Consider the following 25,698-nt stretch of genomic DNA (forward strand, 5'->3'; position numbering starts at 1 on the left):
GGGCAGGCCGTGGGGATTTGCGGGGGCGGGGTCGGCAGGGCTGGACGCGAGGTGGACGGCACCCTCGGGTGCCTAACCGCAGCCGCATGCCGCCAGTGCCGTTGCCGTTCTGTCCAGGGCCGACTGGGCCGCTTCCTTGTTCGTCGTGTTCGTTGCCAGGAAGGCGAAGGCCAGCAGGTGGCCGTCCTGGTCGACGACCGTGCCGGCCAGGGCGTTGACGCCGGTCAGGGTGCCTGTCTTGGCTCGGACGATGCCGGCCGCGCCGTCCGTGTAGCGGCTGCTCAGGGTGCCGGTGAAGCCGGCCACCGGGAGGCCGGTCAGAGCCGGGCGCAGGTGCGGGTGGGCCGGGTCGGCCGCCTTGGCCAGGAGGGACGTGAGCAGGTCCGCCGTGAGTTTGTCGTCGCGGTTGAGGCCGCTGCCGTCCTTGAAGGAGACGCCGGACACCGGCAGTCCGAGCTTCTTCAGCTGGGCCGCGATCGCCTGCCCGCCGCCGTTGAAGTCGGCGCGCTTGCCGCTCGCCACGGCCGTGTGGCGGGCGAGCGCCTCGGCGATGTCGTTGTCGCTGTTGGTGAGCATGCGCTCGACCAGGGAGGAGAGCGGGGGCGAGGAGACCGCGGCGAGGGCCTCGGCCCGGTTCGTGGCCTTGGACGGGCCGGGGGACGTCGTCTTGATGCCGCGGTCGGCGAGGAAGGAGGCGAACTTGGTGGCCGCGTCCGTCGCCGGGTCCTTGGCCCGGGTCACCGGCCCGCTGGTGGAGTCGTTCGGGCGGGCCTCGTCGGCCATGAGGGCGCTGACCGCGGCGAGGTTGCCGTCCTCTCCGATGGGGTGCAGTTCGGGGCCGGCGTAGAGCGTCTTGTCATACGAGAGAGTGACCTCGCGTACGTCACGCTTTTTCAGCGCCTTCGCGGTCGCGTCGGCCAGCTCGCGCAGGCTCGCCCAGCCGTCGGCGTCCTTGCGGGCCGTCAGGGTGGGGTCGCCGCCGCCGACCAGGACGAGTTCCTTGGTGTCGGGTTCGAGGGCGGTGCGGGTCGTGAGGCGGTGGTCGGGGCCCAGCGCGGTGAGGGCGGCCGCGGCGGTGGCGATCTTCGTCGTCGAGGCGGGCGTGAGGGCGTCACCGGCTCCGACGCCGAAGAGGCGTTTGCCGCTGGCCACGTCCACGATCGCCGCCGACCTGCGCGTGCCGAGCTCCGGGACGTCCAGGAGGGGTCCCAGGAGGTCGGCGAGAGCCCCGCTGTCCGGGACCGAGTTCACGGTGCCGACGCCGCCGCCGAGGCCGGTCAGGACGGAGCCCGCGGAGGGGGCGGGACGGGGCGCCTCGCCCGCCCCGTCGGATGAACCGGACGGATCAGTATGACGACCGTGATCTGCGCCACCCGTGCGCTCCTGGGCGGCCGCCCAGTCCCGCTCGGCCGTACGCTGACCGGTGGAGTCCCAGGGGCCGGCGGCGGTCACCACTCCGGCGGCCAGCGCCAGACCGGCGGTGGCGGCGCCCGCGGTGTACTGCCAGGTCTTCGGCTTGCCGGTCCGCGCGGCCCGCGGCGATACGGCTCGTGCGAGCCGTCTGACCTGCGGTTTCGCGGCCGTCGCAGCGCGTGCGAGACGTGGGCGTACGGCATCCGCGGCCCGTGCCAGACGCGGTCGGACGGCGCTCGCGACCCGCGTCACATGCGGTCTCGCGGCTCGCCAAGGCCTCAGCTCTGGCACGACCACCAGCCCCTTTCGCGATCACACACCTGCGTGAGGGACACTTAACCACCAGAACTATGTGCTGATCATGGAGGAGCCACCGGTGGAGTTCGACGTCACGATCGAGATTCCGAAGGGTTCGCGGAACAAGTACGAGGTGGACCACGAGACCGGTCGGATCCGCCTGGACCGTCGACTCTTCACCTCGACCGCCTACCCGACCGACTACGGCTTCGTCGAGAACACCCTCGGCGAGGACGGCGACCCGCTGGACGCGCTGGTCATCCTGGACGAGCCGACCTTCCCGGGCTGCCTCATCAAGTGCCGCGCGATCGGCATGTTCCGGATGACGGACGAGGCGGGCGGCGACGACAAGCTGCTGTGCGTGCCGGCGACGGACCCGCGCCAGGAGCACCTGCGTGACATCCACCACGTCTCCGAGTTCGACCGCCTGGAGATCCAGCACTTCTTCGAGGTCTACAAGGACCTGGAGCCCGGCAAGTCCGTCGAGGGCGCCGACTGGGTGGGCCGCACCGACGCCGAGGCCGAGATCGAGCGGTCCTACAAGCGCTTCAAGGACCAGGGCGGCCACTGAGCCACCGGCACCTCTGAGCCACAAGTGAACGGGCTGCACGCGTGCGCGTGCAGCCCGTTCGCGTGTCTGTGCGCATACTGAGAGCGGCAGGAGGTGTCGTACAGGGAGTGCTACGCAGGTGACGGACGCGGAAGACCGCAAGCCGCAGTCGGACGAGGCGAGGATGGCCTTCACGCCTCCCGCCGGGATCGAGGTGGGCGACAGCGAGTCGGAGACCACGTCCGAGTTCGCCGTGCCCAAGGGGCTGGACGTGGTGCAGCCGCCGCTCCACGAGCCCGAGGGCTCGGCGTTCACCGCCCCCAGCGGCTACACCGTCGAGGACGCCGCGCCCGCGTTCACCCCGGCCGGCGGCATACCGCGGATAAGCCTGACCAAGGACCTGCCCTGGCAGGACCGGATGCGCACGATGCTGCGTATGCCGGTCGCCGAGCGGCCCGCGCCGGAGCGGATGCCGCGGGCGGAGGACGAGGGCCCGGCCGTCCCGCGCGTGCTCGACATGACCCTTCGTATCGGCGAACTGCTGCTGGCGGGCGGTGAGGGCGCGGAGGACGTGGAGGCCGCGATGTTCGCGGTCTGCCGTTCCTACGGCCTGGACCGCTGCGAGCCGAACGTCACCTTCACGCTGCTGTCGATCTCGTACCAGCCGTCGCTGGTGGACGATCCGGTGACGGCGTCGCGCACGGTGCGGCGGCGCGGCACCGACTACACGCGTCTGGCCGCCGTGTACCAGCTCGTCGACGACCTCAGCGACCCGGAGAGCCACATCTCCCTGGAGGAGGCCTACGGGCGCCTCGCGGAGATCCGTCGCAACCGGCACCCGTACCCGACCTGGGTGCTGACCTCGGCGAGCGGTCTGCTCGCGGGCGCGGCCTCGGTGCTGGTCGGTGGTGACCTGATCGTGTTCGTCGCGGCCATGCTCGGCGCGATGCTCGGCGACCGGCTGGCGTGGCTGTGCGCCGGGCGAGGGCTGCCGGAGTTCTACCAGTTCACTGTGGCCGCGATGCCGCCGGCCGCGATAGGGGTCGCGCTGACGCTGGCGCACGTCGACGTGAAGGCGTCCGCGGTCATCACCGGTGGACTGTTCGCGCTGCTGCCCGGACGGGCGCTGGTGGCGGGCGTGCAGGACGGGCTGACCGGCTTCTACATCACCGCGGCCGCGCGGCTGCTGGAGGTCCTGTACTTCTTCGTCGGCATCGTCGTCGGCGTGCTGGTGATCCTGTACTTCGGCGTGAACCTGGGTGCCAAGCTCACCCCGGACGAGGCGCTGCTCGCCTCCGACCGGCCGTACTGGCAGATCGCCGCGTCGATGCTGCTGTCGCTGACCTTCGCCGTGCTGCTCCAGCAGGAACGGACCACGGTGCTCGCGGTGACCCTCAACGGGGGTGTCGCGTGGGTGGTGTACGGCGCGATGCACTACGCCGGTGAGTTCTCGCCGGTTGCCTCCACGGCCGTCGCGGCCGGGCTCGTGGGGCTGTTCGGGCAGTTGATGGCGCGGTACCGGTTCGCGTCCGCGCTGCCGTACACGACTGCGGCGATCGGCCCCCTGCTGCCGGGTTCCGCCACGTACTTCGGGCTGTTGGCGATCGCGCAGAACGATGTCGACGAGGGGCTGGTCTCCTTGGCCACGGCGGCTTCCCTGGCCATGGCCATTGCGATCGGGGTCAACCTCGGGTCGGAGATCTCCCGGTTGTTCCTGCGGATCGGGTCGCCTGAGAAGCGGCGAGCTGCCAAGCGGACTCGAGGGTTCTGAGCGCCTGGCAGCCCGGTTTCGTCCGCCTGAAGGGGCGCTTCAGTAACCCTGGTTCGGCGGGTACTGCTGGTTCTGCTGGTTCTGCTGGCCGCCGTACGGCTGCTGCCGGCCGTACCCCTGGGGGTACTGCTGGGCGTACGGCTGCTGTTGGGGCTGCTGCTGCGGCTGCTGTTGGCCGTAGTACTGCTGGTCGTAGTCGTACTGCTGCTGGCCCTGGTTGCCGTACTGCTGGGGGTGGTCCTCGGAGGGGATGCGGCGGAGCTGGGTCGTCGCGTCGTCCATCATCGGGGCCTGCTGGGACTGCTGGGCCGGTGCGGCCGGAGCCTGGGCCGCCACGCGCTTCTTCTTGGCGCGCTCCCGCAGGTACTCGATGATGATCGGGACCACGGAGACGAACACGATCAGGACGAGGATCGCTTCGACGTTCTTGTTGATGAAGTCGATCTGGCCGAGCCAGTAGCCCGCGAGGGTGACGCCGGTGCCCCAGGCGATACCGCCGATGACGTTGTACGTGAGGAACGTGCGGTACTGCATGCGGCCGGCGCCCGCCACGATCGGGGCGAAGGTGCGCACGATCGGCACGAAGCGGGCGAGGACGATCGCCTTCGGGCCGTACTTCTCCATGAACTCGTGGGCCTTCTCCAGGTTCTCCTGTTTGAAGAGCTTGGAGTTGGGCCGGTTGAAGAGCTTCGGGCCGAAGAACTTGCCGATCATGTACCCCACCTGGTCACCGATGACGGCGGCCAGCACGATCAGGGTGCACACCAGCCACAGCGGCTGGCTGATGTAGTTCCCCTCGGCAACGAAGAGGCCCGCTGTGAACAGCAGGGAGTCCCCGGGCAGGAACGCGAAGAGGCCGGACTCGGCGAAGACGATCAGCAGGATGCCGGGGAGGCTGAAGGTCTCGATCAGATAGTCCGGGCTGAGCCACTCGGGGCCGAGCGCAAGCGTGGTCACGGGATTGTGGCTCCTGCGGGGAGGGGGCGGAGGCGAAGCTGGGTGCTCAAATTATCAACGCTGCACTGGCCGCCCAGGTTCCATGGACCCCCTCAGGATGCACTGTGCCCCTGCTGGGACAAAGCTGTGATTCATGGGCATCGATGAGTACGGCGGCGGGCAGGAGCCACAGCCCGACGTCCTGGTAGTGACCACCAATGACATTCCCGGCTATCGGGTCACCACGGTTCTGGGTGAGGTATTCGGGCTGACCGTGCGCTCGCGGCACGTGGGCAGCCAGATCGGCGCCGGACTGAAGTCGCTGGTCGGCGGTGAGCTCAAGGGGCTCACCAAGACCCTCGTGGAGACCCGCAACCAAGCCATGCTGCGACTCGTCGAGCAGGCGCAAGCCCGCGGGGCGAACGGCGTCCTGGCGTTCCGGTTCGACGTGTCGGAGGCTGCGGACGTGGGCACCGAGGTGTGCGCCTACGGGACGGCGGTGGTCCTGGCCCGGGAGTGACCCGTACGGGTCCCGGGCCAGGAGCCTAGGAGGAGTGCCGGGCGGCGTTGGCGAGGATCGCGTCCCTGAGGTAGACCGCAAGGCCCGGCTTGGCCTTGTCGATGTTCTGGGTGAACCGCTCGTCGGAGACGTACATCTCGCCGATACAGGCGTGCATCTCGTGCCCGCAGTCGTAGTGGTTGCGGGCGATCCCCTGGCGGTGCTCCTCGGCGGCGTCCATGGCCGCCTCGGAGTCGGCAGGCTCACCGGTCTCCATGAGCGCGACGAAGCGGCGGCTGAGCTCGTCGGCCTCGCGCTGGATCCGCTGCCAGTCCTCCTTGGTGTACGAGGCGGCGCGCTGCTGCGACTGCCGATAGGCGTCGGTGTCGCCCCAGCGCTCCTGCACCTCCTCCTCGTACTGGTCCGGGTCGAAGTCCCCGAACACCTCGAACTTCTCCTCCGGCGTGAGATTGATGCCCATCTTGCGTGCCTCCATGGCGTGCTCCACGGCCGCCGCCATCTTCTGCAGCTTCTCGATCCGGGCGGTCAGCAGCTCGTGCTGCCGGCGCAGGTGTGCGCGCGGGTCCGCGTCCGGGTCGTCGAGCAGGGCGGCGACCTCCTCGAGCGGGAAACCGAGCTCGCGGTAGAACAGGATCTGCTGCAGCCGGTCGAGGTCGGCGTCGCTGTAGCGCCGGTGGCCCGCGTGGCTGCGCTCGCTGGGCACGAGCAGGCCGATGTCGTCGTAGTGGTGCAGGGTGCGCACCGTCACGCCGGCGAATCCGGCGACCTGTCCCACGGAGTAGCTCACTTCCGCTCCCTTCTCGGTACGCACTCCACGATGAGTCCTCACGTGGCGTGAGGTGCAAGCCCGGCGGCCCGGACCTACCGTCGTATACATGCCACTGCATCGTGGGAACAGCGAAGCACCGGACGACAAGGGCGGCGGGCGCAGGCTCGCGGTCAACCCCTTCTACGGCGAGACGAATCCGGTCAGCGGCATGACCGAGGCCCCGCCCACGCACCGGCTGCCCGACGCTCCCCTGCCGCCGGCGACGGCCTACCAGGTGGTGCACGACGAGCTGATGCTGGACGGCAACTCCCGGCTCAACCTGGCCACCTTCGTCACGACCTGGATGGAGCCGCAGGCCGGGGTGCTGATGGCGGAGTGCCGGGACAAGAACATGATCGACAAGGACGAGTACCCGCGCACCGCCGAGCTGGAGCGGCGCTGTGTGGCGATCCTCGCCGATCTGTGGAACGCGCCCGATCCCTCGGTGGCCGTCGGCTGCTCCACCACCGGGTCCAGCGAGGCGTGCATGCTCGCCGGTATGGCGCTCAAACGGCGCTGGGCGCAGCGCAACGCCGACCGGTACCCCGGCGCGCGCCCCAACCTGGTGATGGGCATCAACGTCCAGGTCTGCTGGGACAAGTTCTGCAACTTCTGGGAGGTGGAGCCCCGCCTGGTCCCGATGGAGGGCGAACGGTTCCATCTGGACCCGCAGGCGGCGGCCGAGCTGTGCGACGAGAACACCATCGGGGTCGTCGGCATCCTGGGCTCCACCTTCGACGGTTCGTACGAGCCGATCGCGGACTTGTGTGCCGCCCTGGACGCCCTCCAGGAGCGCACGGGGCTCGACATCCCGGTGCACGTCGACGGGGCGTCCGGCGCCATGGTGGCGCCCTTCCTCGACGAGGACCTGGTCTGGGACTTCCGGCTGCCGAGGGTCACGTCGATCAACACCTCGGGGCACAAGTACGGGCTCGTCTACCCGGGCGTCGGCTGGGCGCTGTGGCGGGACAAGGAGGCGCTGCCCGAGGAACTCGTCTTCCGCGTCAACTACCTGGGCGGCGACATGCCGACCTTCGCGCTCAACTTCTCCCGGCCGGGCGCCCAGGTCGTGGCGCAGTACTACTCGTTCCTGCGGCTGGGGCGGGAAGGGTACCGGGCCGTACAGCAGGCCTCGCGGGACGTGGCCGGGAAGGTCGCCGAGGCCATGGAGAAGCTCGGCGACTTCCGGCTGCTGACCAGGGGCGACCAGCTGCCCGTCTTCGCCTGCACGACGGCCCCGGACGTCCGCGCGTACGACGTGTTCGACGTGTCCCGGCGGCTGCGCGAGAAGGGCTGGCTGGTCCCGGCGTACACCTTCCCGCCGAACCGCGAGGATCTGTCCGTCCTTCGGGTGGTGTGCCGCAACGGCTTCTCCGAGGACCTCGCCGAGCTGTTCGTGCAGGACCTGACCCAGTTGCTGCCGGAGCTGCGCCGGCAGCCGCACCCCCTGACACAGGACAAGGGGGCGGCCACCGGGTTCCACCACTAGGGCCTGCTACCGGCTCAGGCGCCCGAACCGCCGTACCGCGAGCGGGAAGAACACCGCCAGGAGCACCAGCGGCCACACGATCGCCGGCCCGACGCCGTCCATCCCCGTACCGCCGAACAGGTCGCGTACGGCCGTGGCCGTCCGGGACATCGGGTTCCACTCGACGACCGTGCCGAGCCAGCCGGGCATGGACTCGGGCAGCGCGATGGCGTTGGACAGGAAGCCGATCGGCCAGACGAGGATCTGCACCGCCTGCACCATCTCCGGCTTTCCGGCCATCAGCGCCAGGTGGATGCCGATCCACAGCATGGCGAAACGGAACAGCAGGAGCAGCCCCACGGCGCCCAGGAACCCCCCTGGGCTGCCCGCCGCACGCCAGCCCAGCGCGTACCCGACGCCCATGAGGACGAACAGGGACAGCGCCGACTGGAGCATGTCGGCCACCGAACGACCCACCAGCACCGCCCCGTTGGCCATCGGCATGGACCGGAAGCGGTCGATCACGCCCTTGTTGAGGTCCTGGGTCACCGCGATCATCGTGCCCTCCAGGCCGAAGGCCATGGTGAGCGCGAGCATGCCGGGGACCAGATAGTCGATGTAGGAGCCCTGCAGGCCCCGGCCGCCGCCGATGAGGTAGCCGAACATCAGCAGCAGCATCACGGGGAAGACCAGGTTGACCAGGCCCTGCACGGGTTGCCGCGCCCAGTGGGCGAGTTCGCGGCGGGTCATGGTCCAGGAGTCGGTCAGTGCGTACGCGGTCACACGGCCTCCTTCACTCGGTCCTCGCGCCCGGTCAGGTGCAGGAACACCTCGTCCAGCGTCGGGCGGCGCAGCGCGACGTCCTCCGCCTCGATCCCGGCCGCCTCCAGGGCCCGTACGACACCGGAGAGTGCCGCCATCCGGTCGGTGACCGGGGCGCTGAGCAGGCGGCGGTCGGGGTCGACGGAGACGTCGTCCTTCGGTATGGGCAGCAGGGCGACGGCCGCGCCCAGCTGGCCGGCGTTCCGCAGGACCACGTCGATGCGGTCGCCGCCGGTGAGCGCCTTGAGCTGGTCCGCGGTGCCGTCGGCGATGACCCGGCCGGCGTCGACGACCGAGATGCGGTCGGCGAGCTGGTCGGCCTCTTCGAGGTACTGGGTGGTGAGCAGGACCGTCGTGCCGCCGCCGACCAGGGAGCGGACGGCGGACCAGACCTCGACGCGTCCGCGCGGGTCGAGGCCGGTGGTGGGTTCGTCCAGGAAGAGCACCTCCGGGTCGGTGATGAGTGAGGCCGCCAGGTCCAGTCGCCTGCGCATACCGCCGCTGTACTGCTTCACCGGCTTGCGGCCGGCGTCGGCGAGGCCGAAGCGCTCCAGGAGCTCGTCGGCCCGCACGCGCGCGTGGCGGGCGCCCAGGTGGTAGAGGCGGCCGAACATCTCCAGGTTCTGCCGGCCGCCCAACTCCTCGTCCAGGGCCGCGTGCTGGCCGAGCAGGCCGATGCGCAGGCGCACCTCGTAGGCCTGGCGCAGCACGTCGTGTCCCGCCACCTCGACGTGGCCGCTGTCCGGCCGCAGGAGTGTGGACAGGATGCGGACCAGGGTCGTCTTGCCCGCGCCGTTCGGGCCGAGCACCCCGTGCACGGTGCCGCGCGCGACCCTGAGGTCGAGCCCGTCCAGTGCGTGTGTGCCGGCTTTGCCGCCGTACTTCTTGCGTGCCCCTTCGACGATGATCGCCGCGTCGGCCACTGAATCTCCCTCGCTAGTCAAACTTGACTACAAGCTCGAAGCTAACGCCCGGGGCAACGCTTAGTCAAACTTGATTAGTCCGTGGACTTGATCAGTTCTGATCCTCGGGGGGCCGCTCCCCGGTCGCGTACGGGTTCTCCTGGTCGTCGGCAAGGATCCCGACGAACGGATCGCCCTCGCCCGAGAAGGTGTAGGCGCCGCCCCGGATGCGTCCGATCAGACCGCGGGTCCACTCGGCGCCTGTGTCGGCGGAGTGGACCCAGAAGTTCATGATCTCGCCGATGTGCCCGAGCTGGGCGGGGCCCTCCTCGGGCGTGTAGTACTCGGTGACGGCCTTGCGCCACCCCTCGATGCTGCGCACCCGCTCCTCCAGGAGGGCGAGGACTTCCTCGCGGTCCAGGTCGACCATGAAGCCGAGCGCGGCGGTGAGCACGTCCGGCCGCTGGTCGTACGCCGTGAGGTACTGCCGGACCAGCCCGAGGTACTCCTCGGTGCCCTTCTCAGTGATCTCGTACTCGGTGCGCGGCGGCCCGCCGGCCGTGGACGGCGCGATCTCGTGGGCGTGCAGCAGTCCCTGCTTCGCCATCTGCTTCAGGGCGTGATAGATCGAGCCGGGCTTGGCGTTGGACCACTCGTGCGCGCCCCAGTACTCCAGGTCGTTGCGCACCTGGTACCCATGGGCACGCCCGTGCTGACGGACCGCGCCGAGCACGAGAAGACGGATCGCTGACATGCGGTCCAGATTAGGGCGGCGGGCACCCGGGGCCGAGATCAGCCCCGGGAAGCACCCTGTTCACCCTCGTTCAGCCTCGTTCAACGTCAGAACGGGAAGCCGCTCCTGCCGTGCTGCACCGAGATCCACTTCGTGGTCGTGAACGCGTCCAACATCGTCTCGCCGTTCAGGCGGCCGAGGCCGGAGTGCTTCTCGCCACCGAAGGGGACGATCGGCTCGTCGTGGACGGTGCCGTCGTTGACGTGGAACATGCCGGTGTCGATCTGCTTGGCGAACGCGACGCCCCGCTCGATGTTGCCGGTGTGGACGGCGCCGCTGAGGCCGTACGGGGTGTCGTTGACGAGGCGTACGGCCTCCTCCTCGCCGTCGAACGGCACCAGGAAGGCGACCGGGCCGAAGACCTCCTGCTTCAGCAGGGGCGAGTCGGCCGGGAGACCGGTGAGGACGGACGGCTCGACCAGGTTGTCCGTCGTCGTGCCGTGCACGAGGGCCGTCGCGCCCTCGGCGATCGCCTGCTCGACGGTGGCCGAAATGGCCTCCGCCTGGGAGGAGTTGATGACCGGACCGATGACGGTCTGCGGGTCGCGCGGGTCGCCGGCCTTCAGGGTCTTCACCTTGGCGACGAACTTCTCGGTGAACCGGTCCGCGACCGAGCGGTCCACGAGGACGCGGTTGGCGGCCATGCAGACCTGGCCCTGGTGGACGTACCGGCTGAAGACCGCCGCGTCGACCGCGTAGTCGATGTCGGCGTCGTCCAGGACCACCAGCGCGCTGTTGCCCCCGAGTTCGAGGACCGAGCGCTTGAAGAGCGAGGCACAGACGGTGGCGACATGGCGGCCGACCTTGTCGGAGCCGGTGAAGGAGATGACCTTCGGGACGGGGTGCTCGATGAAGGCGTCGCCGATCTCGGCTATGTCCGTGATGACGACGTTCAGGAGGCCGGCAGGCAGGCCCGCGTCCTCGAAGATCTTCGCCACCAGGGAACCGCCGCAGATCGGGGTGTTCTGGTGCGGCTTCAGCACCACGCCGTTGCCGAGCGCGAGGGCCGGGGCGACCGACTTGATGGAGAGGAGGAAGGGGAAGTTGAAGGGGCTGATGACGCCCACCACGCCGACCGGGACACGGTAGACGCGGTTCTCCTTGCCGTCGATCGGCGACGGGATGATCTTGCCCTCGGGACGCAGGGCCAGGTGGACCGCCTCGCGCAGGAACTCCTTGGCGAGGTGGAGCTCGAAGGCCGCCTTCAGCCGGGTGCCGCCGAGCTCGGCGATGATCACCTCGGTGATCTCCTGCTCGCGGTCCTCTATCAGACGCAGCGCCTTCTCGAAGACGGCACGGCGGGCGTAAGGATTGGTCGCGCCCCACTGCTTCTGGGCCCTGGCGGCGGCCTGGTAGGCGTCGTCCACCTCGTCGACCGTGGCTATCGTGATCGACGCCAGCTTCTCACCGTCGTACGGGTTGAAGTCGATGATGTCCCAGGAGCCTGTGCCCGGGCGCCACTCACCGTCGATGTACTGCTGAGCCAGGTCGGTGAAGTAGGACGACATGTGATCCCTCAATCCCTAGCGGATACCCGATCGACTGATCACGGAAGCCCTGACCGGCTTCGACCGGTCTTGATCGCGTTGATCGAACTCGATCGCCCAGACCGCCTTCACGGTCTGATCACACGTCATCGTACTTGTGTTTCAAGAGAGTTGAAGGAGTCCCCGGAGAAGATCCCGGCTCTCGTCGGGACCTGGGCTGTCCTGCTGAAGCTCCTTCAGCGCCTTCTCGTACTGAGTGACGTCCTCGTGCTTGTCGAGGTAGAGCGCGCTGGTGAGCTGCTCCAGGTAGACGACGTCCGAAAGGTCGGACTCGGGGAAGCTGAGGAGGGTGAAGGCACCGGACTCGCCGGAGTGGCCGCCGAAGCTGAACGGCATGATCTGCAGCCGCACGTTGGAACGCTCGGAGATCTCGATCAGGTGCTGGAGCTGGCCGCGCATCACCTCGCGGTCGCCGTACGGGCGGCGCAGGGCGGCCTCGTCCAGAACGATGTGGAACTCGGGGGCGCTCTCGTCGACGAGGTACTTCTGCCGCTCCAGGCGCAGCGCCACACGCTTGTCGACATCGGCCTTGCTCGCGCCCTTCATACCGCGCCTGACGACCGCGCGGGCATACGCCTCGGTCTGCAGCAGGCCGTGCACGAACTGCACTTCGTACGCGCGGATGAGGCTGGCAGCGCCCTCCAGGCCGACATAGGTGGGGAACCAGCTGGGCAGGACGTCGGAGTAACTGTGCCACCAGCCCGCGACGTTGGCCTCGCGGGCGAGGGAGAGGAGCGAGGCGCGCTCCTGCTCGTCCGTGATGCCGTAGAGCGTCAGCAGGTCTTCGACGTCACGCGTCTTGAAGCTCACCCGGCCCAGCTCCATCCGGCTGATCTTCGACTCGGAGGCGCGGATCGAGTAACCCGCAGCCTCGCGCGTGATCCCGCGCGCTTCCCGCAGTCGCCTCAGTTGCGAGCCGAGCAGCATGCGCCGCACCACCGATCCGGGCTCTCCCGCGCTCACGTTCGCCAGCCTCCCCAACCGTCTTCAGGGCCCGCAGTCTGCCACTAAATCACTTCGAGCAGTACTCGTCCGATTACAGAGATGGAAAGAAGACAAGGATTTCTCTCAGGAAGAGGTGAGGGGTGAGCAAGGAGAGGCACTGAAGTTGGCGGAAAAAATGGCCAACAAGCGGTACGGGAACGTCCAATTCGGTCACGTGCACGTGCATCTGCCCTTGCATCTGCCCTGCGCATCCGAAACCATGGTCCCGCGCAACCGCTGCATCGCAACGACCGCGAACTCTCGGGAGTGCCTCGCATGGGGACGAATGGATCGACCATGCTCGAGCCGTTACGGCAGGGCCTTCCGCCGCTTGATCCCGCAGCCGTCTCCAACGCCGCCTCCTGTGCACTGCCCGCCCGCTACGAAGCGGTGCGTGAGGCGCGGAAGTTCACGCGCCGCACCCTGGATCAGTGGGAACTGGGCGAGCGCTTCGACGACGTGTGCCTCGTCGTCTCGGAGTTGGTGACCAATGCGCTGCGGCACGCCCTGCCGCCGAGTGCACAGCGAGTGCACGACCAGACGCCGCCGGTGCGGCTGCATCTGATGCGGTGGACCGAGCGGCTGGTGTGTGCGGTGCGTGACCCCAGCCATGACAGTCCGGTCGCGCGCGATTCCGATGACTTTTCTGCGGAGTCGGGGCGGGGGCTGTTCCTGGTGGACTCCTTCAGCGACAGCTGGGGGTGGCAGCCGCTGGCGGGGACGCTCAGCGGCAAGGTGGTGTGGGCGCTGTTTCGGCTTCCGGCGCCGCAGGGGGGTTCGGGGGCGGCCGAATGATGTGCTGGGGCGTGCGCTGACGTAGCGGTTCTACGCGCGTCGCGTTGGTTGTTTTCGGGGGGTATGCGCTGTTGGTCGGTGGGCGCGGCCGGCTGCCGGCCTCAGCCCGCTACCAAGTGGTCGAACTCGCCGTCCTTGATGCCCAGGAGCATCGCCTCTATCTCGGCGCGGGTGTAGACGAGCGCCGGCCCGTCCGGGAAGCGCGAGTTGCGCACGGCGACATCGCCGCCGGGGAGCCTCGCGAACTCGACGCAGGAGCCCTGGGAGTTGCTGTGCCTGCTCTTCTGCCAGGCCACCCCGTTCAGATCCGTGGCTGCCATGCCGTTGTACACGTCGTGGTCCACAGGTCGCTCCCCGGTGGTGTTCAGTGGTGTGCGTCCGGATCATAGCTCTGTTCACGTGCAACTGCATGAGCAGATGCACGTGCACGGGGGGTGTTCCTGTGGTTACTCCTGTGACGTATGCGGGGCCGGATACGTTCCAGTCGTTGCACCGCTTGCCCCGGGGATCGCGTCGCAGTCGGGATCGGTCCCTCGTGTACTAGGAAGAGACGCGTTCCGGGGCGTTGGTGTTCCAGTGCCGGTCGCGGCAATTCAGCCCGTGGGGGTCAGCGGGTGGCGTACGGGAGTAGGGCCATTTCCCTTGCGTTCTTGATCGCTTTTGCCAGGTCTCGTTGCTGCTGGGCCGTTACCCGGGTGATGCGGCGGCTGCGGATCTTGCCTCGGTCGGAGAGGAAGCGGCGGAGGAGGTCCGTGTCCTTGTAGTCGACGTAGGTGATGCCGACCTGGTCCAGGGGGTTGGGGCGGGACTTCACGGGCTTGCGCTCGGGCTTGCGGGGCATGAGGGGTCAGACCTCCAGGAGGGTGTCGAAGGCGGGCGGGAGTTGCTTCCAGGCGGCGCGGCCGGCGGCGTACTCGGCGTCGGTCAGGAGGCAGGATTCGAGGAGCTGCTCCAGGCCGTCGCGGTCGAGGGCGGGCGACGTGAAGACCAGGTGCTGGCAGCAGTCGCCGTGCTCGGGGTGCCAGTCAAGGGCGGCGGCGGCCCGCCGTACCGGCGGGACCATGTCCCAGGCGGCGTCGGGGAGTGAGGCGAGCCACGGGCCCGCGCTCTCCACGCACAGGGCGCCGCCCGCCGCGTCCCAGTGCAGTAGCACGTCGGGCTTGTCGGCGAGCCAGAACCGGCCACGGCTGCGGGCCGCCGCGCAGGTCAGGTCCTCCAGCGCCGCGTACAGCCGCTCCGGATGGAAGGGGCGGCGGCGATGCCAGACCAGGGTGGCGACGCCGTGCGCGTCGGCGTCGGCGGGGAGCAGGGCGCAGGCCGGGTGCTGGGCGGCGTCGGCCGCCTCGACGTCGAAGCCGGCCAGGGCCGCCCGGGCGAGGGAGGACAGGGGGCGTCGGCGTAGGGCGGGCACCGTCAGGTCGTCGATCGGGACCTGGCGGGCCGTCGGGTGGAGTTGGGCGAGAAGTTCGCGGTCCTCGTCGTCGGCCTCCGGCGAGGCGGCGACGGCGAGGACGGGGGCGTACTCCAGTTGGCGCGCGAAGGTGTCGGCGACCGTGCGCTGGTCGGTCGCCGCCGCCGCGAGGCCGCGCTCGGCCAGGTCGTCGCCGTTGCCCAGATACGGCAGGACCAGCGCCGGGTCGACCGCGGTGAGCACGCCGGTGACGGTGAGCCCGCCTGCCGTGACCACCTCGGCCACGGCCTTCGGTTCGACCGAGTCCCAGAGTTCGACGATCGCCATACGGGTGCCGCCGGCGTCCCGGATGCGCAGGAGTTCCGGCACCAGGTCCTCGCGCAGGGCGCAGCAGGCGCAGTCGTTGACGAGGGGTGCCTCGCCGGCGGCGACGATGCCGGTGGCGTCGCGGATCGTCCGTACGACTGTGCCGGCGGTGGCCGTCGACAGGTCGTGGTGGAGTACGACGCTGTGGGGGACGTCGGTGAGCAGCCGTGCCACGGCCTCTTTGCGGGCGTCGGCGTGCAGGCCGCCGACGATCACGACGGAGAGTTCGGGCACGGGGTCAGCCCTGCTTCCCGTAGCGGCGCTCGAAGCGCTCGACTCGGCCGGCCGTGTCCAGGACGCGGGCCGTGCCGGTGTAGAAGGGGTGGCTGGCGTTCGAGATCTCGACGTCGACGACGGGGTAGGTGGCCCCGTCCTCCCACTCGATCGTCTTCTCGCTGGTCATGGTCGAGCGGGTGAGGAAGGCGTGGTTCGCGGCGCGGTCGCGGAAGACGACGGGGCCGTAGGACGGGTGGATGCCGTTGCGCATGCTCAGCGCTCCTCTCGGAAGTCGACGTGACGGCCGGCGACCGGGTCGTACTTGCGCAGGACCATGCGGTCGGGGTCGTTGCGGCGGTTCTTGCGGGTCACATAGGTGAAGCCGGTTCCGGCGGTGGACCGGAGCTTGATGACCGGGCGGAGTTCGTTGCGTGCCATGCTGATATCTTACTGAAAATGAATTCCATTAACAGTAGCGAGCGAGGAGAGGTGCGTCACCCGTGTCCGCCCACTGCATGCTGACCGGCGCCCGGCCCGGCTTCGGCAACACGATTTCCCACTCCCACCGGCGGACCTCCCGCCGCTTCGACCCCAACATCCAGACCAAGCGCTACTGGCTGCCCGGCGAGGGCCGGTATGTGCGGCTGCGGCTGAGCACCAAGGGGATCAAGACGGTCGACGTCATCGGCGTCGAGGCCGCCGTCGCCCGGATCCGTGCCCGGGGGGTGAAGGTCTGATGGCCAAGAAGAGCAAGATCGCGAAGAACCGGCAGCGACAGGACGTCGTCGAGCGGTACGCCGCCCGGCGGGCCGCGCTGAAGGAGATCATCCGGCGGCTCTCGTCCACGGATGCCGAACGGCTCGCCGCCCGGCGGGAGCTGAGCAGGCAGCCGCGGAACGCGAGCGCCACGCGCGTACGCAACCGCGACCAGGTGGACGGGCGGCCGCGCGGCTATTTCCGTGCCTTCGGGCTGTCCCGGGTGAGTCTGCGGGAGCAGGCGCATGCCGGGTATCTGCCGGGGGTGCGCAAGGCGTCCTGGTAGGTCCGGCACGTTCCGGGGCTTCGGACCGGACTCCCTGGTAACTTGCTGCGGTCGTTTCGGCCACATGGCCGACTCGGCCGTATGCCGACCGCTACAGCTTGGGAGCTTCCAGTGACCTCGGCGACTTTCTCGCGTATGCGCACGATGTCGGGCCGGCGGATGCGGGTCGCGGCCGTGGCCGCGTCCCTGGCCGGCGCGCTCGCCCTGACCGGGTGCAGCGGCGACGGCGATTCCGACGCCAAGGACGGCTCCTCGGCCGACCCCTCCGCGACCTCCAGTGCCGACACGGGCAGCGGTACGGGAGGCGGATCGGCGTCCGCCTCCGGTGAACTGGAGGGCAGCTGGCTCGCCACGACCGACGGCAAGGCCGTCGCGCTGGTCGTCACCGGCAAGCAGGCGGGCCTCTTTGCGACCGGCGGGACCGTGTGCAGCGGGACCGCCGGCGAGGAGGGCGGAATGAAGATGATCCGGCTGAAGTGCACCGACGGCAGCAAGGGCCGGGCGACCGGGATGGTCGACTCCGTCGACAAGTCGCAGCTGAAGGTGACCTGGGAGGGCGGCCTCGGCGCCGAGACGTACACCAGGTCGGAGGGCGGGAAGCTGCCGACGGGGCTGCCTACGGCCGGTCTGGGATCGTGATGTTTCATCGGTGACGTCCGCCCGATCAGTGCGGTGGCCTGCTGCAGATCCGTGCGGCAATCACCGATGATCGGTGCGGAGATCGCCGCCCGCCCACCGAGCCACTCCCAGAGGACCCATGCGCGCCACTTCCCTCACCGTCGCCGCCCTCGCCGCGGCCCTCCTCCTGACTGCCTGCGACGACGGCGGGGCCGGGGACGGCAAGACCCGGGACAGCAAGGCCGGCTCCGCCTGTGCCGGCAAGCTGGCCGTTGAGTTCGGGCCCGCCAACGCCGCCCCCGCTGCCGGGGACACCGGCAACGTCCCCGTCACGGTCACCAACCGCAGCGGCGGCAAGTGCGTCCTGACCGGGCTGCCCACCGTCGAGTTCGACGCGGGCGGCACATCGACGTCCGTCGCGGCCGACGAGGCTGTCGGGGACGCCGCGTCGGCGAAAACGACCCTCGTGAAGGAGGCCTCGACCTCCTTCACCCTCACCTATGTCCGGGGCGGGGAGGGCGGCAGCAAGAGCCTCGGCGTGGAGACGGTCAAGGTCCGGCTGCCCGGGTCCGGCAAGACGCAGAGCTTCAAGTGGTCGTACGGCGATGTCGCCCTGAAGAGCGACGGGAAAGCGCCGGACGCCTCGGTGAGCGGATTCCAGCGGACCGGCGACTGACGCCGGTCCGGCGGTTCAGCGCAGCGGCCTGCGGGGAGCCACCTGTGCCCGGTCGGCCGCCTGCGAACCCTCCACCCAGCCCGCCTCGTCGCTGACGCCGCGCACGCGGGTCGTGGTCGTCTCCGGGAACATCCGGTCCAGGCGATCGGTGACCGCCACCTCGCGCGTGGCGAGGACGGGAAGCAGGTCCGGGGTCACCTGCGTCTGCGCCGCCTCCGTCAGGCGGGTGCCGATGCGGTGGGCGTACGCCGCCAGGAAGGACTGCCGGAAGGTCTTGGTCCGCTTGCGGCCGCCCGCCCGCTGGGCCGCCTCCGCCTTCGTCATCGCCGTCTGGGCCTGCACGAGGAGCGAGGTGTAGAGCAGCTCGACCACCTCCAGGTCGGCCTCGAAGCCGACGACCGTGGCGAATGCGAAGGGTTCGTTCCACACGGCTCGGCAGTGGTTGGCGGTCGCCACCGCGTCCAGCAGGACCGCCTTCGCCTGCTCGTACGGCGGTTCCACCCCGATCCGGCAGGCGCCGGGGGCGTCCTTCGGGCCCTGCGTACGCGTCGAGAGCAGCGCCTCGTCGATGCTGTACCGGGCCATCAACTCCTGCGCCTTGGCGCTGAGCGCCTCCGCCTCCTCCGGGAACCCGGTCGCCTCCGCCTTCGCGAGCAGCGCGCGGATGCGGGTGAGCATGCGGGACTCGGAGCCGGGGCGTCGCGCAGTCGGCCCGGCCGGCTCGGCCGGTTCGTCGAGGGGCTCCAGCGCGGGCAGGCGCAGCAGGAGGCGGTACAGCTCCAGGACGGCGCTCGCGTGCGAGAAGCGGTCGGTGCGGGGCGGGGCCTCGGCGGGCAGTTCGTCGAGCTGGGCGTTCCAGCGGGGGCCGCGGGGGCGGTCGTACGGTTGCTGCGCGTGGATCAGCGCCGAGAGCAGCCGTACGTGTACATCCTCCAGTTCGCGCCGCACGAGCCGTACGACATCGGCGGGCTGCCAGCCGCGCCGCCAGGCCGCCGCGACGAACTCCTGGCCGCGCTTGGCGAGTTCGGCGTCCGAGGCGGGGGCGGCGGCGAGGAGGGAGGCGCCGGTGTCGAGGGCGGTGTCGGTGTCGGCGTAGAGGGCGTGCCCGAAGGCCCGGTCGACGGGGCCGGGCGCGGCGCTCGAACTGTTCGTACTGCTCACCTGGCGATGGTGCCACGGGGCGGGCGTCGGGCAGGCGGGGCCGCCGGGGAAGGCCCGCAGACCCCGGATCACAAGATGTCAACCGTAGGTTGACACCCTATGAGTGTCAACCTACGGTTGACACATGTCGACGAAACCGACCATCACGTCTTCCGTCCGTCTCGACGAACTCATCGCGGCCATCAAGAAGGTCCACCAGGAACCCCTCGATCAGCTCCAGGACGCGGTGATCGCCGGCGATCACCTCGGCGAAGTGGCCGACCACCTGATCGGCCACTTCGTGGACCAGGCCCGGCGATCGGGCGCCTCCTGGACCGACATCGGCAAGAGCATGGGCGTCACCCGGCAGGCCGCGCAGAAGCGGTTCGTGCCGAAGGAGTCCATCGACCTCGACCCGCAGCAGGGCTTCGGCCGCTACACGCCGCGTGCCCGGGGCGCGGTGGTCGCCGCCCACAACGAGTCCATCGCGGCCCGCAATTCCGAGGGCCGGCCCGAGCACCTGGTCCTCGGCCTGCTGGCCGACCCCGACGGCCTGGCCGCGAAGGCGATCACGGCGCAGGGCGTGCTCCTGGACTCCGTGCGCCAGGCCGCCACCGCGGCACTGCCGCCCGCCGTCGACGAGGTGCCCGAGCTCGTCCCCTACGGCTCCGACGCCAAGAAGGTGCTGGAGCTGACCTTCCGCGAAGCTCTGCGCCTGGGCCACAACTACGTCGGCACCGAGCACATGCTGCTGGCCCTGCTGGAGTTCGAGAACGGCACCGGCGTCCTGTCCGGCCTCGGCCTCACCAAGCAGGCGGTGGAGGACTACGTCGTCGAGCTGCTCTCGCAGTTCCTGCAGAGCGGTGAGCAGACGAGCAAGGAGGCCCGCGAGCAGGGCGAGGCAGGCGAGGCGCGGGGCTGAGGCGGGCGAAGGCTCAGGGCTGAGGCCGTTGTCAGACCCGGGTGCCACACTCGCAGCATGACCGACCGGTGGGCGCTCGCTCCGGCCGAGGACGGCGGCGTTGAGGTCGCCCCCCTCGGTCCGGACGGGCTGCCCGCGGGGCCGGTGCGCCGGGAGGCGGACCTGGCTCAGGCCGTGCGGGGTCGGCCCGATGTCGCGCGGTGGGTGTGGCGGTCCACCGCCGAGGTCTATCCGCGCCTGCTCGCCACGGGGGTGCGAGTGGAGCGGTGTTACGACATCGAGGACGCCGAGAGCCTCCTCCTGGGCCACGAGGGGCGGTCCGGGGAGCCGAGATCCGCAGCCGCGGCCCTTGCCCGGCTGCGCGGGCGCCCCGTGCCGCCCGATCCGCCCCAGCGGTCCGCCGAACCCGGCTCGCAGTCCTCCCTCTTCGAGCCGCAGGCGGTCCATGTGCCGCTCGCCGACCTCGTCGAGGTGTACGCCGACCAGCAGCGCCGGCACGACAAGGCCGGGCATCCGGAGCGGATGCGGCTGCTGACCGCGGCCGAGTCGGCGGGGATGCTGGTCGCCGCCGAGATGAACCGGGCCGGGCTGCCGTGGAGCGCCGAGGTGCACCGCCGGGTGCTGCACGAGCTGCTCGGTGAGCGGTATGCCGGGGGCGGGGAGCCGCGGCGGCTGGCCGAGCTGGCCGACGAGGTGTCCGCGGCCTTCGGGCGCCGGGTGCGGCCCGATCTGCCCGCGGACGTCATCAAGGCCTTCGCGCAGGCCGGCATCAAGGTCAGATCGACCCGTCGCTGGGAGATCGAGTCCCTCGACCATCCGGCGGTGAAGCCCCTGGTCGAGTACAAGAAGCTGTACCGGATCTGGGTGGCCCACGGCTGGTCCTGGCTGCAGGACTGGGTGCGCGACGGGCGGTTCAGACCGGAGTTCCTCGCCGGCGGGACGGTGACCGGGCGGTGGGTGACCAACGGCGGGGGCGGACTGCAGATTCCGAAGGTCATCCGACGGGCCGTGGTCGCCGACCCCGGCTGGCGGCTCGTGGTGGCGGACGCCGACCAGATGGAACCGCGGGTGCTCGCCGCGATCTCCCGTGACCCCGGGCTGATGGAGGTCGCGGGACGGGAGTCCGACCTCTACCAGTCGGTGTCGGACCGCGCCTTCTCCGGCGACCGCGCCCAGGCCAAGCTCGCCGTGCTGGGTGCCGTCTACGGCCAGACCTCCGGAGACGGGCTCAAGAACCTCGCCGCGCTCAGACGCCGTTTCCCCAAGGCGGTGGCCTACGTCGACGACGCGGCGCGGGCCGGTGAGGAGGGGCGGCTCGTGCGGACGTGGCTGGGGCGGACGTGTCCACCGGCGGCCGGGGCGACGGACGACGCCGCCGAGGAGGCCGGCATTCCGGTGCCGGACACGCCGGACGAGCCCGCCGAGGGTTCCGGCCCCCAGGAGTGGGGGCGGGGCTACGCCTCCACCAACGCCCGCGCCCGGGGCCGCTTCGCCCGCAACTTCGTCGTGCAGGGCAGCGCCGCGGACTGGACCCTGCTGCTGCTCGCGGCGCTGCGGCGGGCCTGCGCGGGCATAGCGGCGGAACTGGTCTTCTTCCAGCACGACGAGGTGATCGTGCACTGTCCCGAGGCAGAGGCCGAGACGGTCGTGACGGCGATCCGTGAGGCGGCCGAGCTGGCGGGGCGGCTGACGTTCGGGGAGACGCCGGTGCGGTTTCCGTTCACCACGGCGGTGGTGGAGTGCTATGCGGATGCGAAGTGATCACCTGGCGTGCTCCAGCAGGCGGCGAAGCTCCTGGACGACCGCCTTCTCGTCGGTGCCGTCCAGCAGGTCGAGAGCCGTGCGCCACTCGGCTTGCGCGGCCTGGACACGGCTCAGTTCCCGCAGCAGCAGGCCGTACTGGTGCCGGGCCAGGCCGCCCATGTAGCGGTCGGCTCGGGCGTCGGCCCGGGTGAGCAGTTCCGCACAGGCGTGGGTGGCGCGGTCGGTGTGGCCGAGAAGGCGCAGGGCGCGGACCAGACCGAGACGGGTCTGCGATTCGCCGTGCCAGTCGCCGTGGCCGCCGAGGATGCGCAGGCTCTCCTCGAAGTGGGCCGCGGCTGCCGCCGGTTCGCCGAGGGCGAGGTGGGCATAGCCGATGTTGCAGCGGGCCGAGTGCTGCACGATGACGTTGCCGATCTCGTCGCCGATGGCGAGTGAGCGGCGGTGCTGCTCGATGGCGGCCCGGGGGTCGGTGTGCTCGTACAGGTTGCCGAGGTGGCTGTAGGTCACCGCCTCACCGTGCGGGTCGTTCAACTGCCTTGAGTACTCCAGGCTCTGGCGCAGCGCCTCCCCCGACTCCTCGTAGCGGCCGAGCCCTTCGAGCAGCAGGCCTCGGTTGTTGAGGCACCGGCGCGTCCAGGAGACGACTTCGAGACGCCGCCAGATCGCCAGGGCGCGGTCGTTGAGGTGGAGGGCCTCGGTGTGGCGGCCGGTCAGGAAGTGCAGACCGGCGAGGTCGCCCAGCGCGTATGCCTCGGCCGCGTCGTCCCCGAGCCGCGTCGCGAGGCGGAGTGCGGTCCGGCCCAGCACCTCCATCTCGGCTACGTGGCCGCTGCGTTGGAGGTAGGGGAAGAGGAGACGGATGAGGGTGGAGAGGCCCTTGCTGGAAGCGGGGGCGGCGGTAGCGGTGGCGGTGGCGTCGTGCTTGTCGCTGTCGCCGCCGCCGTACCGCTCCACCAGCGCGACGATGTTCTCCAGTTCCGAGTCGCCCCAGGCGAAAGCGGCTTCGGGGCCGCGGAAGGGGGGCACCGTGGCCACGGTCGTCGTGTGCTCCGGCGGTTGGGTCGGGGTGGGGCGGCGGCGGTCGTCCTGGTCGAGGCCGGGTTCGACGATGGCGGTGAGGGTGCGTTCGGCTACGGCGGCGTACCAGCGCAGGGCGGTCTCGGTGACGTCGACTTCGCCCTCGGCGCCGACGCCCGCGCCGGCGGCGGCGAGTTCGCGGGCGAAGTCGCGCACCAGGTCGTGGGGGGCGTAGCGGCCGTACGCCGTCTCCTCCAGGAGGGCCACGTCGACGAGTCGGTCGAGGGCGGCTTCGGCGCGGCGCTCGTCGGTGAGGGTCAGGTGGGCCAGCAACGGTGCGCCGTACGCGGGCAGGTCGAGAGCACCGATGCGGCGCAGGGCGAGTGCCGCGTCCCGGTCGGCCTCACGGTCGGAGGCGGCGAGGGCGTCATGGGCGACGGCGAGGGAGCGGCGGACGCTCAGGTCGTCGTACTCCAGGTGATGCAACCGGCTCTCGGCGGCGGCCAGTTGCCCGGCCAGCATGTCGGGGGTGAGCGCACTGCGGGCGGCGAGCCGTGCGGCGACGACGCGGAGGGCGAGGGGGAGGCCACCGGTCAGGGTGATCAGGGGGTGGGTGGGGGTTGGGGGGCTGGTGGGGGTGGAGGGCTCGGGGGTGAGGGCCTGGCCCTCGGGGTTGAGGGCTTGGGGTTCTAGGGTGGGGTTTTGGCCCTCGGGGGTGCGGGCTTGGGGTTCGCTGCCGGGTGGGCGGCCGGCGCCGGCCTGGCGGGAGCCGCCATCGCCGCCCTCGCCGCCGCAGAAGCCGCCCCGCCCCGAAGCCGTGCGCAGCAGTGCCGCGCTCTCCTCGGCGGTGAGGGGTGTGAGCGGGAAGCGGCGGACGCCGTCCAGGGCTGTCAGCGGGGAGCGGCTGGTGACGATCACCGCGCAGCCCGGGCCCCCCGGGAGCAGCGGGCGTACCTGGGCGGCGTTCGCGGCGTCGTCCAGCAGCACGAGCGTGCGGGTCGGTGCGAGCAGCGAGCGCAGCAACGCGGCTGCCTCGTCCGGGTGATCGGGGATGGAGCGGGGGTCGGTGCCGAGGTCGCGCAGGAGTGCGGTGAGGGCCTGGCCGGGGGTGAGTGGCGGCATTCCGGGGGTGGCGCCGTGCAGGTTGACGTAGAGCTGGCCGTCGGGGAAACGATTCGCCAACCCATGTGCGGCCTCCAGCGCGAGGGCACTCTTGCCGACGCCGGGCATGCCGCTGATGACGGCGACGGTGAGGGCGGAGGGCCGGGCTGGAGTGGGGACGGCCACTGGGGCGAGGGTGCCGCGCAGGTCGGTGAGTACGGCAGTGCGGCCGGTGAAGTGGGCCGGGGGTGGGGGAAGCTGGGCGGGGCGGGGTGGTCGAGGTGGGCCGGCCGGAGCGTCCTCCTCGGCGAGGGCATCGGCCGGCGCAGGTCGCCGGACGGCGTCGTCATCGCGCGTAGCGTCAGAGTTCGCGACACCGTGCGCGAGGTCGCCGTGGTTGCCAACGACAGAGCCGACGGCCCCGCGCACCAGGTCACCGCCCCCACCCTGCTCCCGCCCGGTCCCACCGTCCGAACCCCCTCGCGGCGAACCCCCGGCTCCCCCGACTCCCCCCTCCGGCCTCCCGCGCAGCACCTCCACATGCGCCGCCCGAACCCCCACCCCCGGCTCCACCCCCAGCTCCTCGATCAACCGCATGCGCAGATCGCGATGCACGGCCAGAGCCTCGGCCCGGCGGCCCGTGCGGTGCAGGGCGAGCATCAGGTGACGGTGGAAGGACTCCCGCAGGGGATGCTCGGCGGCCAAGGCCGCGAGCTCGGGTACCAGGGCGTCGACGCGTGACCCGCCCACGCTCAGCTCGGCGTCGTAACGCCACTCCAGGAGCAGGAGCCGCGCCTCCGCCAGGCGCTGTTCGAGCGCGTAACCGCCCACCTCGGCGGGCAGGCCGGCCAGGGGCGTACCGCGCCACAGTGCGAGCGCTGCCGTGCTCTCGCGCAGCGTGCGCTGCCAGTCCCGGCCGGCATGGGCGGCGCGGGCCGCGGCGACACCGGTCACGAAGACGTCGACGTCCAGTTCGCCCTCGTCGACGCGCAGGACATAGCCGGGCGGCACCGCCCGCAGCCGTTCGGGGTCGTCGAGCAGCCGCCGTAGCCGGGCCACGTGGTTGTGCAGCGAGGCCCGCGCCGACGGGGGCGGTGCGCCGCCCCACAGCACGTCCGTCAGCGCCTCGACGGAGACGACCCGGCCGCCTTCGAGCAGCAGGGTGGCGAGCAGGGCCCGCACCTTGGGGCTGCGGATGGTCCGGACGGCGCGGTCGGGACGGTCGGCGGGGTCGGGACGGTCGGGGCGGTCTGACACGCTCGCCGGGGCGTCGTCGGGGCTGCGGCCACCGTAGGGCCCGGAAGAGCCGTCGTCCGTCCCGGCCTCGAACACGACGGCCGGCCCCAGCAGTCCGAACCGCAGCCCGTACCGCTTCACGCCGCCACTGCCTTCCCACGCGACGGGCCCGCGCCCTGGTGTCTGACCTGTGTTCAACCCATGCACAACCCATGTACGACGGTTTCCCGCCACACCCTTCACGACGCTACTCGGCCACGAACCGTTCCATCCAGGTCGTCTTCCGTCACTGTCCGTCGACTTTGCGCCAACTGAACGACGCGGAAACGGAGCATCGTTGGCCACATGTTAGCGATCCGTTGGTGTGGCCTGATGTGATCACTTCATCGGATCTGGCCCGACGGTGCGCGCGTACGACGCGTAACTCGGGGGAGTGTCGCCGCCGCGGCCGGATTCGGGGACGTATGCGGGTCCCGGTCGGCGGAGGGGAACGACCGGGACCCGCGTCCCCATCCCCTCCCACCGACTCCCCCTCCCCGGCCCGCTGTGGCCATGTCGCCCCCCTTGGGGTTGGCTCTCAGAT

Annotated in this window: 26 protein-coding genes; 11 read left to right on the forward strand and 15 right to left on the reverse strand. The window is 70.7% G+C overall.

The features are described from left to right. Nucleotides 1–72: 72 nt before the first annotated feature. Entirely contained in the window at nt 73–1,710 is a 1,638-nt protein-coding gene (gene dacB / locus ACZ7L5_RS44650) for a D-alanyl-D-alanine carboxypeptidase/D-alanyl-D-alanine endopeptidase (protein ID WP_471524804.1), read from the reverse strand. A gap of 79 nt (nt 1,711–1,789) precedes the next feature. Between dacB and ACZ7L5_RS44655 the strand changes: the two genes are divergently transcribed. Continuing rightward, nucleotides 1,790–2,281 carry an inorganic diphosphatase gene (locus ACZ7L5_RS44655; protein WP_164425123.1) on the forward strand — a complete coding sequence of 164 codons (492 nt, stop codon included), beginning with the start codon at nt 1,790–1,792 and terminating at the stop codon, nt 2,279–2,281. A gap of 118 nt (nt 2,282–2,399) precedes the next feature. After that, nucleotides 2,400–4,031 carry a threonine/serine exporter family protein gene (locus tag ACZ7L5_RS44660; RefSeq protein WP_471524806.1) on the forward strand — a complete coding sequence of 544 codons (1,632 nt, stop codon included), beginning with the start codon at nt 2,400–2,402 and terminating at the stop codon, nt 4,029–4,031. 39 nt (nt 4,032–4,070) lie between these two features. Here the strand turns inward: ACZ7L5_RS44660 and ACZ7L5_RS44665 are convergent, their stop codons facing one another. Further along, nucleotides 4,071–4,988, reverse strand: a complete 918-nt coding sequence (locus ACZ7L5_RS44665; RefSeq protein WP_471524808.1) for a DedA family protein — start codon at nt 4,986–4,988, stop codon at nt 4,071–4,073. Between the two features lie 133 nt (nt 4,989–5,121). Between ACZ7L5_RS44665 and ACZ7L5_RS44670 the strand changes: the two genes are divergently transcribed. Next, nucleotides 5,122–5,487 carry a YbjQ family protein gene (locus ACZ7L5_RS44670; RefSeq protein ID WP_363040991.1) on the forward strand — a complete coding sequence of 122 codons (366 nt, stop codon included), beginning with the start codon at nt 5,122–5,124 and terminating at the stop codon, nt 5,485–5,487. Nucleotides 5,488–5,512: 25 nt separating this feature from the next. On the opposite strand, the gene ACZ7L5_RS44675 is transcribed toward ACZ7L5_RS44670, so the two are convergent. Next, a complete protein-coding gene (locus ACZ7L5_RS44675) occupies nt 5,513–6,274 on the reverse strand; it encodes a MerR family transcriptional regulator (protein WP_471524810.1) in 762 nt (253 codons plus the stop codon). An 88-nt stretch (nt 6,275–6,362) separates the two neighbouring features. On the opposite strand from ACZ7L5_RS44675, the gene ACZ7L5_RS44680 reads away from it, so the two are divergent. Further along, the gene (locus tag ACZ7L5_RS44680) at nt 6,363–7,784 is read left to right on the forward strand and encodes a glutamate decarboxylase (protein WP_471524812.1); all 1,422 of its coding nucleotides are present in this window, start codon (nt 6,363–6,365) and stop codon (nt 7,782–7,784) included. Nucleotides 7,785–7,790: 6 nt separating this feature from the next. Here the strand turns inward: ACZ7L5_RS44680 and ACZ7L5_RS44685 are convergent, their stop codons facing one another. From ACZ7L5_RS44685 to ACZ7L5_RS44705, 5 genes are all read right to left on the reverse strand, one after another. Continuing rightward, a complete protein-coding gene (locus tag ACZ7L5_RS44685) occupies nt 7,791–8,546 on the reverse strand; it encodes an ABC transporter permease (protein WP_362383926.1) in 756 nt (251 codons plus the stop codon). Next, nucleotides 8,543–9,508 (reverse strand): ATP-binding cassette domain-containing protein, encoded by a 966-nt coding sequence (locus ACZ7L5_RS44690; RefSeq protein ID WP_471524815.1) that lies wholly within the window; start codon nt 9,506–9,508, stop codon nt 8,543–8,545. The genes ACZ7L5_RS44685 and ACZ7L5_RS44690 overlap by 4 nt, the downstream gene beginning before the upstream one ends. A 91-nt stretch (nt 9,509–9,599) precedes the next feature. Further along, a complete protein-coding gene (locus ACZ7L5_RS44695; RefSeq protein WP_471524817.1) occupies nt 9,600–10,241 on the reverse strand; it encodes a PadR family transcriptional regulator in 642 nt (213 codons plus the stop codon). Nucleotides 10,242–10,327: 86 nt separating this feature from the next. Beyond that, entirely contained in the window at nt 10,328–11,788 is a 1,461-nt protein-coding gene (locus ACZ7L5_RS44700; protein WP_328880166.1) for an aldehyde dehydrogenase family protein, read from the reverse strand. 141 nt (nt 11,789–11,929) lie between these two features. Beyond that, nucleotides 11,930–12,754, reverse strand: coding sequence for a helix-turn-helix domain-containing protein (locus tag ACZ7L5_RS44705; RefSeq protein WP_471524845.1), 825 nt, complete (start codon nt 12,752–12,754; stop codon nt 11,930–11,932). 333 nt (nt 12,755–13,087) lie between these two features. Between ACZ7L5_RS44705 and ACZ7L5_RS44710 the strand changes: the two genes are divergently transcribed. Then, entirely contained in the window at nt 13,088–13,606 is a 519-nt protein-coding gene (locus tag ACZ7L5_RS44710; protein WP_471524819.1) for an ATP-binding protein, read from the forward strand. A 101-nt stretch (nt 13,607–13,707) separates the two neighbouring features. Here ACZ7L5_RS44710 and ACZ7L5_RS44715 read toward each other — a convergent pair whose 3' ends face one another. The 5 genes from ACZ7L5_RS44715 to rpmG form a co-directional block, all read right to left on the reverse strand. Continuing rightward, on the reverse strand, nt 13,708–13,926 hold the full coding sequence (locus ACZ7L5_RS44715) for a DUF397 domain-containing protein (RefSeq protein ID WP_217207196.1): 219 nt from the start codon (nt 13,924–13,926) through the stop codon (nt 13,708–13,710). Between the two features lie 287 nt (nt 13,927–14,213). Continuing rightward, nucleotides 14,214–14,447: a 30S ribosomal protein S18 gene (rpsR, locus tag ACZ7L5_RS44720; protein WP_471524821.1), complete on the reverse strand. Its 234-nt coding sequence runs from the start codon at nt 14,445–14,447 to the stop codon at nt 14,214–14,216. Between the two features lie 6 nt (nt 14,448–14,453). Continuing rightward, on the reverse strand, nt 14,454–15,617 hold the full coding sequence (locus ACZ7L5_RS44725) for a CobW family GTP-binding protein (RefSeq protein WP_471524823.1): 1,164 nt from the start codon (nt 15,615–15,617) through the stop codon (nt 14,454–14,456). A 4-nt stretch (nt 15,618–15,621) separates the two neighbouring features. Continuing rightward, the gene (locus ACZ7L5_RS44730; RefSeq protein ID WP_471524825.1) at nt 15,622–15,870 is read right to left on the reverse strand and encodes a type B 50S ribosomal protein L31; all 249 of its coding nucleotides are present in this window, start codon (nt 15,868–15,870) and stop codon (nt 15,622–15,624) included. Nucleotides 15,871–15,872: 2 nt separating this feature from the next. Next, the gene (rpmG, locus tag ACZ7L5_RS44735; protein ID WP_093835800.1) at nt 15,873–16,037 is read right to left on the reverse strand and encodes a 50S ribosomal protein L33; all 165 of its coding nucleotides are present in this window, start codon (nt 16,035–16,037) and stop codon (nt 15,873–15,875) included. A gap of 62 nt (nt 16,038–16,099) precedes the next feature. On the opposite strand from rpmG, the gene rpmB reads away from it, so the two are divergent. The 4 genes from rpmB (at nt 16,100) to ACZ7L5_RS44755 (ending at nt 17,935) form a co-directional block, all read left to right on the forward strand. Beyond that, on the forward strand, nt 16,100–16,336 hold the full coding sequence (rpmB, locus tag ACZ7L5_RS44740) for a 50S ribosomal protein L28 (protein WP_328880171.1): 237 nt from the start codon (nt 16,100–16,102) through the stop codon (nt 16,334–16,336). Beyond that, nucleotides 16,336–16,641: a 30S ribosomal protein S14 gene (gene rpsN, locus ACZ7L5_RS44745; RefSeq protein ID WP_471524827.1), complete on the forward strand. Its 306-nt coding sequence runs from the start codon at nt 16,336–16,338 to the stop codon at nt 16,639–16,641. Before rpmB ends, rpsN begins: the two co-directional genes overlap by 1 nt. Before the next feature lie 135 nt (nt 16,642–16,776). Then, on the forward strand, nt 16,777–17,280 hold the full coding sequence (locus ACZ7L5_RS44750; protein ID WP_471524829.1) for a hypothetical protein: 504 nt from the start codon (nt 16,777–16,779) through the stop codon (nt 17,278–17,280). Nucleotides 17,281–17,398: 118 nt separating this feature from the next. Further along, a complete protein-coding gene (locus ACZ7L5_RS44755) occupies nt 17,399–17,935 on the forward strand; it encodes a DUF4232 domain-containing protein (protein WP_471524831.1) in 537 nt (178 codons plus the stop codon). Nucleotides 17,936–17,950: 15 nt separating this feature from the next. Here the strand turns inward: ACZ7L5_RS44755 and ACZ7L5_RS44760 are convergent, their stop codons facing one another. Then, nucleotides 17,951–19,096: a DUF2786 domain-containing protein gene (locus ACZ7L5_RS44760; protein WP_471524833.1), complete on the reverse strand. Its 1,146-nt coding sequence runs from the start codon at nt 19,094–19,096 to the stop codon at nt 17,951–17,953. A gap of 124 nt (nt 19,097–19,220) precedes the next feature. Here ACZ7L5_RS44760 and ACZ7L5_RS44765 point away from each other — a divergent pair, with 124 nt between their 5' ends. Both ACZ7L5_RS44765 and ACZ7L5_RS44770 read left to right on the forward strand, forming a co-directional pair. Beyond that, on the forward strand, nt 19,221–19,997 hold the full coding sequence (locus tag ACZ7L5_RS44765; RefSeq protein ID WP_471524836.1) for a Clp protease N-terminal domain-containing protein: 777 nt from the start codon (nt 19,221–19,223) through the stop codon (nt 19,995–19,997). A 57-nt stretch (nt 19,998–20,054) separates the two neighbouring features. After that, nucleotides 20,055–21,758 carry a bifunctional 3'-5' exonuclease/DNA polymerase gene (locus tag ACZ7L5_RS44770; RefSeq protein WP_471524838.1) on the forward strand — a complete coding sequence of 568 codons (1,704 nt, stop codon included), beginning with the start codon at nt 20,055–20,057 and terminating at the stop codon, nt 21,756–21,758. On the opposite strand, the gene ACZ7L5_RS44775 is transcribed toward ACZ7L5_RS44770, so the two are convergent. Then, nucleotides 21,759–25,256 (reverse strand): BTAD domain-containing putative transcriptional regulator, encoded by a 3,498-nt coding sequence (locus ACZ7L5_RS44775; protein ID WP_471524840.1) that lies wholly within the window; start codon nt 25,254–25,256, stop codon nt 21,759–21,761. Nucleotides 25,257–25,698 lie beyond the last annotated feature (442 nt).

Source organism: Streptomyces sp. NPDC107528, from assembly GCF_055639295.1.